The sequence below is a fragment of the Polaribacter sp. ALD11 genome, from assembly GCF_002831685.1.
In the GTDB taxonomy this organism is placed as follows: domain Bacteria; phylum Bacteroidota; class Bacteroidia; order Flavobacteriales; family Flavobacteriaceae; genus Polaribacter.
This window is the reverse complement of sequence record NZ_CP025119.1, coordinates 1,807,917-1,817,500: the sequence shown is the minus strand read 5'-3', so window position 1 is coordinate 1,817,500 and position 9,584 is coordinate 1,807,917. Positions and strand designations below refer to the sequence as shown.

3 protein-coding genes and 2 rRNA genes (1 of these 5 only partly in view) are annotated in these 9,584 nt (G+C 36.2%); 2 read left to right on the top strand and 3 right to left on the bottom strand.

Annotation, left to right across the window (positions count from 1 at the left end; genetic code table 11):
* Together CW731_RS08115 and rrf are read left to right on the top strand one after the other, a co-directional pair.
* A 23S ribosomal RNA gene (locus CW731_RS08115) occupies positions 1-1,579 on the top strand; it begins 1,305 nt to the left of the window's first position.
* A 111-nt stretch (positions 1,580-1,690) separates the two neighbouring features.
* Positions 1,691-1,800, top strand: a 5S ribosomal RNA gene (gene rrf / locus CW731_RS08110).
* A 265-nt stretch (positions 1,801-2,065) separates the two neighbouring features.
* On the opposite strand, the gene CW731_RS15950 is transcribed toward rrf, so the two are convergent.
* The 3 genes from CW731_RS15950 to gltB form a co-directional block, all read right to left on the bottom strand.
* Positions 2,066-2,215 carry a transposase gene (locus CW731_RS15950; protein ID WP_368356663.1) on the bottom strand — a complete coding sequence of 50 codons (150 nt, stop codon included), beginning with the start codon at positions 2,213-2,215 and terminating at the stop codon, positions 2,066-2,068.
* A gap of 1,238 nt (positions 2,216-3,453) precedes the next feature.
* The gene (locus CW731_RS08105; RefSeq protein ID WP_100946249.1) at positions 3,454-4,917 is read right to left on the bottom strand and encodes a glutamate synthase subunit beta; all 1,464 of its coding nucleotides are present in this window, start codon (positions 4,915-4,917) and stop codon (positions 3,454-3,456) included.
* Between the two features lie 4 nt (positions 4,918-4,921).
* On the bottom strand, positions 4,922-9,433 hold the full coding sequence (gltB, locus tag CW731_RS08100) for a glutamate synthase large subunit (RefSeq protein ID WP_100946248.1): 4,512 nt from the start codon (positions 9,431-9,433) through the stop codon (positions 4,922-4,924).
* Positions 9,434-9,584 lie beyond the last annotated feature (151 nt).

Below are 9,584 nucleotides of genomic sequence, written 5' to 3'. Positions count from 1 at the left end.
AATGGGGGCGAGAAACCCCCACACCGAAAGACTAAGGTTTCCTCAGCGATGCTAATCAGCTGAGGGTTAGTCGGGTCCTAAGGCGAATCCGAAGGGAGTAGTCGATGGACAACAGGTTAATATTCCTGTACTTCTTATAATTGCGATGGGGTGACGGAGTATTGAAAGCACCGCGAACTGACGGAATAGTTCGTTGAAACATGTAGGTATTAGTTTTGTAGGTAAATCCGCAGAATTAGCTAAAGTGTGATAGTACAACAAATCTTCGGATGCGTTGATAGTGTGCCTAAAAGCTTCCAAGAAAAACCTCTAAGCTTCAGATTATAAGAACCCGTACCGTAAACCGACACAGGTAGTTGGGATGAGAATTCTAAGGTGCTCGAGAGATTCATGGCTAAGGAACTAGGCAAAATAGACCCGTAACTTCGGGAGAAGGGTCGCCCATCTTCGGATGGGCCGCAGTGAAAAGGTCCAGGCGACTGTTTATCAAAAACACAGGGCTTTGCTAAATTGAAAGATGATGTATAAGGCCTGACACCTGCCCGGTGCTGGAAGGTTAAGTGGAGTTGTTAGCTTCGGCGAAGCAGTGAAATGAAGCCCCAGTAAACGGCGGCCGTAACTATAACGGTCCTAAGGTAGCGAAATTCCTTGTCGGGTAAGTTCCGACCTGCACGAATGGTGCAACGATCTGGACACTGTCTCAGCCATGAGCTCGGTGAAATTGTAGTATCGGTGAAGATGCCGATTACCCGCAGCGGGACGAAAAGACCCCGTGAACCTTTACTATAGCTTAGTATTGGCTTTGGATAAGTAATGTGTAGGATAGGTGGGAGACATTGAAGCGGCGTCGCTAGGCGTTGTGGAGTCGTCCTTGAAATACCACCCTTTGCTTATCTAGAGTCTAACTCAGAGATGAGGACAGTGCTTGGTGGGTAGTTTGACTGGGGTGGTCGCCTCCAAAAGAGTAACGGAGGCTTCTAAAGGTACCCTCAGCACGCTTGGTAACCGTGCGTAGAGTGCAATGGCATAAGGGTGCTTGACTGAGAGACATACAGGTCGATCAGGTTGGAAACAAGAGCATAGTGATCCGGTGGTTCCGCATGGAAGGGCCATCGCTCAAAGGATAAAAGGTACTCCGGGGATAACAGGCTGATCTCCCCCAAGAGCTCATATCGACGGGGGGGTTTGGCACCTCGATGTCGGCTCGTCACATCCTGGGGCTGGAGAAGGTCCCAAGGGTTGGGCTGTTCGCCCATTAAAGTGGCACGCGAGCTGGGTTCAGAACGTCGTGAGACAGTTCGGTCTCTATCTGCTGTGGGCGTTAGAAATTTGCGTGGATCTGACTCTAGTACGAGAGGACCGAGTTGGACTGACCTCTAGTGTACCTGTTGTTTCGCCAGAAGCATAGCAGGGTAGCCACGTCGGGAAGGGATAAGCGCTGAAAGCATATAAGCGCGAAACCCACCACAAGATGAGATTTCTTTAAAGGGTCGTTGGAGATTACAACGTTGATAGGTCACAGGTGTAAAGGCAGTAATGTCATAGCCAAGTGATACTAATAACCCATAGACTTATGTACGCTTCTCCCGCTAGCAATAGCGGGAGAGACACACTCTTTTTATTTGACAATTTAGATATTATTTTACCATATGTTAATTTATACGGTTGAACCTGGTTCAACTGAAAATCTTAGGGTGGTTATAGCATTGGGGCTCACCTCTTCCCATCTCGAACAGAGAAGTTAAGCCCAATCGCGCCGATGGTACTGCATTTATGTGGGAGAGTAGGTCGCCGCCTTTCTTAATTCTGATACAATCAGAATTCTATAAACCTCATATCTTACGATATGAGGTTTTTTTATGAAAAATAATTAGAACTTGTTAGAATTGTAAGCAGCCTGTGGGGTATTTTTATGAAAAATAATGAAATATAAACTGGATAATGAATTTTGGAATAAGGAATTTACTAAAAAACTGTTAGGTTTCAATATTTGAAAGGCTATAGCTTCTAATTCCTGCAGATTGTACTTTAAATATAAGATTTAGTAGACGAATTTGTGCTCCTATTATAAAAAATAGTTGAGTATATTTCGATTATGAATAGACATTGTTCTAGCGATACTCTTGAATCTTTTAAAATTTGCTTGTCTCACTTTTTCATCCCATTTTGCAAATCTAATTAGGGCCACCGTTTTGTCTTTTGTTTGATTATAAATCTATACTAAATTTGATGTAATTTGTAAGTCTTCTCTATGTCGGGATAGACTTTTAAAATAATTTCAACTCTTTTATATTTAAGCCAATTACTATTCGATTTATAGTGTCATTTTCTATAGTCTTCCAACGTTATTTAATTCTAATAGTTTAAAGTAGCCAAGGTTAGTTTTTGCGCATGAAATCTATTAATAACTTGTGTAGCTTGTGGGAATGATTTCTTAATAATTAACCCATATCTAGCGTCAACTATTTTAATTTTTCTGTATTTTTAAGTATTTTTATTCCAGTTGTTAGTTTAGTACTTTTAATCATTGTTATGAAAACACCTTTCTTTCCTTTTGTATTCTTATTGGTTACGATTGTATATAAATCGCCATTAGAAAAGCAGTTTTATCTATCGAAGAATATGCTACAGTATTATCTGGAAATAATAACCATTGTTTAACATGCTGTTTTTATTCCATTGTTTGAAGTCACTTAGAGAATCTTTATACTTTCTTTGTGAGTTTCTAAGGTTTACATCATAAAAACCTTATATAAGACCAGTGCTCGTAGCATTATTAGTGACTGATTTATTTAAAAAAAAAAGCAGTAAACTCACTAGTAATCCTAGTGCCTTTTGCTACTAATTACAAATCTCTTGTAACTACTTTTTAGAATTTTAAAAGGAATGTCGTCTAATAAGACGTAGAAAAACGTTTTACCACGGATTAGGAAATCTTTTACTGTAGCCTCTGGAAAAAAAACTTTAGAACTTAACTTCAGGACTTTAAATTCTTCTGGAACCGTATTTAATTCTGTAAAATAGAAGTGAATTTCTCCTTGTTTAAGTTTGTGTTTGGTCAGTTTAAAATAAGTGATAAGAACTTCTAGTAATAATAATTTTATAGTATCAATTTAACTGTCTGAAAATTTGTATTCGAAGTATCATTATTCGTTAATTAATAGTTAGAAAGTAGTGTAATAGACGAGCTTTTCAAGCAAGAAGTTATTGATGTTATTTAAAGAACGTAATTAATGCTTGTCTTGCGTGAAGGATTGAAGTGAAAAGCCCACAGTGAGGAACGAACGAGGACTTGTAGCGGAAAGCCTGACCATTTTTATGCTGATTGTTTATTTATCTGAACCATACTATTTTAAAAAATGGGCACGCCCAAATGAATTGAAATCTTATTTAATAGTAAAAAACTCATCAGGATTACCGATGAGTTTTATTTAATTCTATTTTTTAGAATATTTACATCGCAACTAAATCGCCAGAGACATCTTTTGAAGGTAACTCTGTTTTACCCATCAAAAAGATATCTACTTGTCTGGCAGCTTCTCTACCTTCTGAAATTGCCCAAACAATTAAAGATTGTCCACGACGCATGTCTCCAGCTGTAAATATGTTTTTTACATTGGTTTGATATTTCCCGTACTCCGCTTTATAGTTAGATCGCACATCTTTTTCAATACCTAACTTGTCTGCTAATGTACTTTCTGGACCTGTGAAACCTAATGCTAATAGCGCTAAATCACAAGGCCACGTTTTTTCTGTATCAGCAATCTCTATTAATTCTGGTCTTTGACCTGGAACCATTTTCCATTCTACATTCACCGTTTTTAAAGCAATTAATTTTCCATTTCCGTCTTTAATAAACTCTTTTGTGTTGATTAACCAATTACGATCTGCTCCTTCTTCATGGGAAGAAGAAGTTTTTAATTGTAAAGGCCAATGAGGCCAAGGAGTTGTTGGTGAACGATGTCCTGGAGGTTTTGGCATTATTTCAAAGTTCACCACAGATTTTGCTCTGTGTCTATTTGAAGTACCAATGCAATCTGAACCTGTATCTCCACCACCAATTACAATTACATCTTTACCGGTTGCCATTATTTGGTCTTTTACTACTGCTCCAAACAATACTTTCGTTTGTTGTGTTAGGAAATCCATTGCTTGTACAACTCCATCAGCATCAATACCAGGAGTTGGTAAGCTACGTCTTTCTGTAGAACCACCACATAAAACAATACTATCAAAATCTTTTAAGTCCTTTACATCATAATTTACACCAACATTTACATTGGTTTTAAATATGATTCCTTCTGCTTCTAAAATGGCGACTCTTCTATCAATAATTCCCTTTTCCATTTTAAAATTAGGAATACCGTAACGTAATAAACCACCAATTGCATCATCTCTTTCAAATACAGTAACTGTATGACCAGCTCTGTTTAATTGTTGTGCCGTTGCTAAACCTGCTGGTCCAGAACCTATAACCGCAATTGTTTTATCGGTTCTGTTTTTTGGAGGTTGTGGTTTAATCCATCCTTCTTTAAAAGCACGTTCTACAATATTTTTCTCAATATTTTCAATAGAAACTGGGTCTTCAATAATACCCAATACACATGATTGTTCACATGGTGCAGGGCATAAACGACCTGTAAATTCTGGAAAGTTATTTGTAGAATGCAGTATCCATGAAGCTTTTTTCCACTCACCTTGGTGTACCATGTGATTGAAATCTGGAATTAGATTTCCTAACGGACAACCACTGTGACAAAAAGGAATACCACAATCCATACAACGAGACCCTTGTTTTGTTACCTCTTTCTCTGAAAGAGGAACTGTAAATTCCTTATAATTTTTTACTCTATCTTTTACAGAAGTATATGTTTCATCCTGTCTTTCAAATTCTTTAAATCCTGTTATTTTTCCCATGACATTAAGCTTTTGTTAATTCTTCGAACATTGGTTCTTCTGTTTCTAAACGTTTTAAGGCTTTTTTGTATTCCGTTGGCATCACTTTTACAAAGTTTTTTAAACTTGTGTCCCAATCAGCTAACAAGTCAGTACCTCTTTTACTATCTGTATATAAAACGTGTTTTTCTATAGTTGCTTTTAAGTCTGCCGCAACTTCTTCTGAAATGGTTTCAAATTCGATAGTTTCTGTGTTGCAAAGTCCGTTTACAAATCTATTTTCAGGATCGTATACATACGCAATTCCACCACTCATACCAGCAGCAAAATTTCTTCCTGTTTTACCCAATACAACTACTTTACCACCTGTCATGTATTCACAACAATGATCTCCAACACCTTCTACAACCGCAGTTGCACCCGAATTACGAACGGCAAAACGTTCTCCTGCAATTCCGTTGATGTATGCTTGTCCAGCGACTGCACCGAACAAACAAACATTACCAACTATGGTATTGTTTTCTGCTAAAAAGTCTGCTTTTGCTGGCTTCTTAATAATTAATTTTGCTCCGGATAAACCTTTACCCAAATAATCGTTTGTGTTTCCATCTAGAATAAAGGTTAATCCGTGTGCACCAAATGCGCCAAAGCTTTGTCCTGCAGAACCTGTAAAGTTGATATTCAACGTATCTTCAGGCAAACCTAAATGACCATAAATTTTAGAGATTTCATTACTAACAATCGCTCCAACAGTTCTGTTTGTATTTTTAATTGGATAATCTAAGGTCATTTTTTCTTTTCTATACAAAGCTCTATGCGAGTCTTTTAATATAGTAAAGTCTAAAACACCTTCTAAATTATGATCTTGAGGCTCTGTGTTTTTAACAGTCATACTTTTATACCCAGTTGGTCTGTGTAAAATACTAGATAAATCTAACCCTTTTGCTTTATAATGTTTAATCGCTTTATTTGCGTTGATTTTATGAGTTTGCCCCACCATTTCATCTAAGGTTCTGAAACCAAGTTCTGCCATTATTGCTCTTAATTCTTCTGCAATGTAAAAGAAGAAATTAATTACGTGTTCTGGTGTTCCTTTAAAGTTTTTACGTAACTCTTTATCTTGTGTTGCAATACCAACCGGACAGGTATTTAGATGACATTTACGCATCATAATACAACCAGAAGCAACCAAAGGAGCTGTTGCAAAACCGAATTCTTCAGCACCTAATAGTGCAGCAATGGCAACATCACGCCCTGTTTTTAATTGTCCGTCACACTCCACAACAATTCTACTTCGTAAACTATTCATTACCAAAGTTTGTTGGGCTTCGGCTAAACCAAGTTCCCAAGGTAAACCTGCGTGTTTTAATGAGGTTAAAGGAGAAGCTCCTGTACCACCATCATAACCCGATATTAAAACAACATCTGCTTTTGCTTTTGCAACACCAGCAGCAATGGTACCTACACCAACTTCTGAAACTAATTTTACATTGATTCTAGCCTCACGATTTGCATTCTTTAAATCGTAAATTAACTGTGCTAAATCTTCAATGGAATAAATATCGTGATGTGGAGGAGGAGAAATCAATCCTACAAAAGGAGTTGAATTTCTAACGGCAGCAATCCAAGGATATACTTTTTCACCGGGTAATTGACCGCCTTCACCAGGTTTCGCTCCTTGCGCCATTTTAATTTGAATCTCTTTCGCATTTGTTAAATAATGAGAAGTTACCCCGAAACGACCAGATGCTACTTGCTTAATCGCAGAGTTTCTACTATCACCATTTATATCTTTTTGAAAACGATTTCTGTCTTCACCACCTTCACCAGAATTCGATTTACCACCAATTCTGTTCATGGCAATTGCTAAATTTTCATGTGCTTCTCTAGAAATAGATCCGTAAGACATGGCACCCGTTTTAAAACGTTTTACAATATCTGTCCAAGGTTCTACTTCCTCTAAAGGAATAGGATCTAGGTTGTCAAATTCGAACAAACCTCGAATGGTCATTAAACTTTCTGCCTGTTCGTTTATTGCTTTTGCATAGACATCATAACTTCCTTGATCTGATAATCGTACCGCTTGTTGCAATTTAGAAACCGTAGTTGGGTTGAATAAATGACGTTCACCATTTCTTCTCCATCTATAATCTCCACCAACATTCAGCCCTAAATTTTTATCAATTTGATTGTCTGGATATGCTTGTTTATAGCGTTGGTCTATTTCTTTTTCAATTTCGTACAAACCAATCCCTTCAATTCTAGAAGCAGTATATGGAAAGTATTTTTCTACAAATTGTGAACTAAATCCTACAATTTCGAAAATTTGAGAACCTCTATAAGAGTGTAATGTAGAGATTCCTATTTTGTTCATTACTTTTAAAATCCCTTTTCCAATAGCTTTATTGAAGTTATCAACAGCACCTTGCTCATCCATACCTGTAATAAAACCTTCCTTCACTTGCGTTCTGATGATTTCATTGACCATATATGGGTTTACAGCACTTGCGCCATACCCAAATAAAGTAGCAAAATGATGCGGTTCACGTGGTTCTGCAGATTCAATAATAATATCGAAATAAGAACGTTTACGTAAACGATTTAATTGATGATTTACAAAAGAACAGGCTAACAAAGCAGGAATAGGAGCAAATTCTTGATTTACACCTCTGTCTGAAAGAATGATAATATTATTTTTATCTTCAATAGCTTTTTCAACTTGAATTATAATGGCGTCTAAAGCATCTTCAAGTCCATTTAGTCCTTGTGCCTTTGGATACAAAATTTCTATCGTTTTTGTTTTGAAACTTTCAATATCAATATTTCTAATTTTTTCTAAATCTGCATTAGAAATAACAGGATTCTGAATTCTTAATTTTCTACATTGTCTTTCTGTAATGCTGAAAATATTTCTATCTTTTCCTAAGTTTAAACTGATGTCCGTTACAATTTCTTCACGAATTCCGTCTAAAGGCGGATTCGTAACTTGAGCAAATAACTGTTTAAAATAGTTTGAAATTAATTGTGGTCTGTCTGATAAAACAGCTAAAGGAGTATCTATTCCCATAGAACCTAAAGCTTCTTTACCAACCTGCGCCATTGGCGTAATTACTTCTTGAATATCTTCAAAAGTATAATTAAATAAACGCTGACGTGTTTTTATATCTATGGTTTCAATTGGGCAAGTTTCAATTGTATAAGGAACATCTTTTAAATCTAGATGTGTATTGTCTAACCATTCTTGGTAGGGTCTTTCGGAAACAATTTTACTTTTTATTTCTTCATCCTGAATAATTCTTCCTTCATTCATGTCTACCAAGAACATTTTTCCTGGTTCTAATCTACCATGTTCTTTTACATCTTCTGGCGCAACTTCAAAGACACCAATTTCTGATGACATAATTAACTTTCCGCTTTTGGTAATTGTATACCTAGAAGGTCTTAAGCCGTTTCTATCTAGTAAAGCACCGATGTAATCTCCGTCTGTAAAAGGTACAGAAGCGGGTCCATCCCAAGGTTCCATAATACAACCATTGTATTCATAAAAAGCTTTGCGCTCTTTAGACATGGTTTTGTGTTTTTCCCAAGCTTCAGGAATCATCATCATCATAATTTCGGGTAATGAACGACCGGTGTGCGTTAACAACTCAACAACCATATCCATAGAAGCAGAATCTGATTTTCCTGGTAAAATAATTGGAAATAGTTTTTCCATTTGAAGACCGAAAACATCACTTTTCATGATTTCTTCTCGCACACGCATTCTACTCACATTTCCACGAAGTGTGTTAATTTCACCATTCTGACACATGTGTCTAAATGGTTGTGCTAATTCCCAAGTTGGCATTGTATTCGTAGAAAAACGTTGATGAACCAACGCCAAACGGGTTACTAAGTCTACTTCTTGTAAATCTCTATAATAAGGTCCAATATCTTCTGGCATAATAATACCTTTATAAATAATAGTGGTTATAGATAAACTCGGAATGTAAAAATAATTACATTCAGAAATTTTAGAATTTCTAATAGTATGTTCTGCTATTTTTCTTGCAGCATATAGTTTTGCTTTAAAGGTAGCTTCATCTAATTTTTCATTTTTACCAACAAAAATTTGTTCTATATTTGGTTCAGAAGCCAATGCAATGGGTCCCAGTTGAGTAGCATCTACAGGAACTTCTCTCCATCCTAAAACAGCAAGTCCTTGTGCTTTTATATTCTCTTCAAAAGTAGTTTTACAGAAATTATATTGGTTTGTGTTTTTTGGCAAGAATACCATTCCAACAGCATATTCTCTTTGTTCTGGTATCGAAAAATTACAGACTCTTTTAAAATAAGCATGAGGAATGTCTATTAATAAACCGGCTCCATCTCCTGTTTTTCCATCAGAACTAACACCACCTCTATGTTCTAGTTTTACTAGTATTTCTAGGGCATCATGTATAATCTGATTTGTCTTTTCTCCATTCAAATTACAGATAAATCCTGCACCGCAATTCTCGTGTTCAAATTCGGGTAAATATAAGCCTTGTTTCTCCATTTTTTATTGAATTATATTGGCTAATTTATATTTTTTATTGAGAAAAATTCAGTGTTTTAGGGGTTTATATGTAATTTTTATGATGAAAACAAATTTTTGCTATAAATAATTCAGTAATAATAATTAAAGCTTTTTATATTGAGAAAATGAC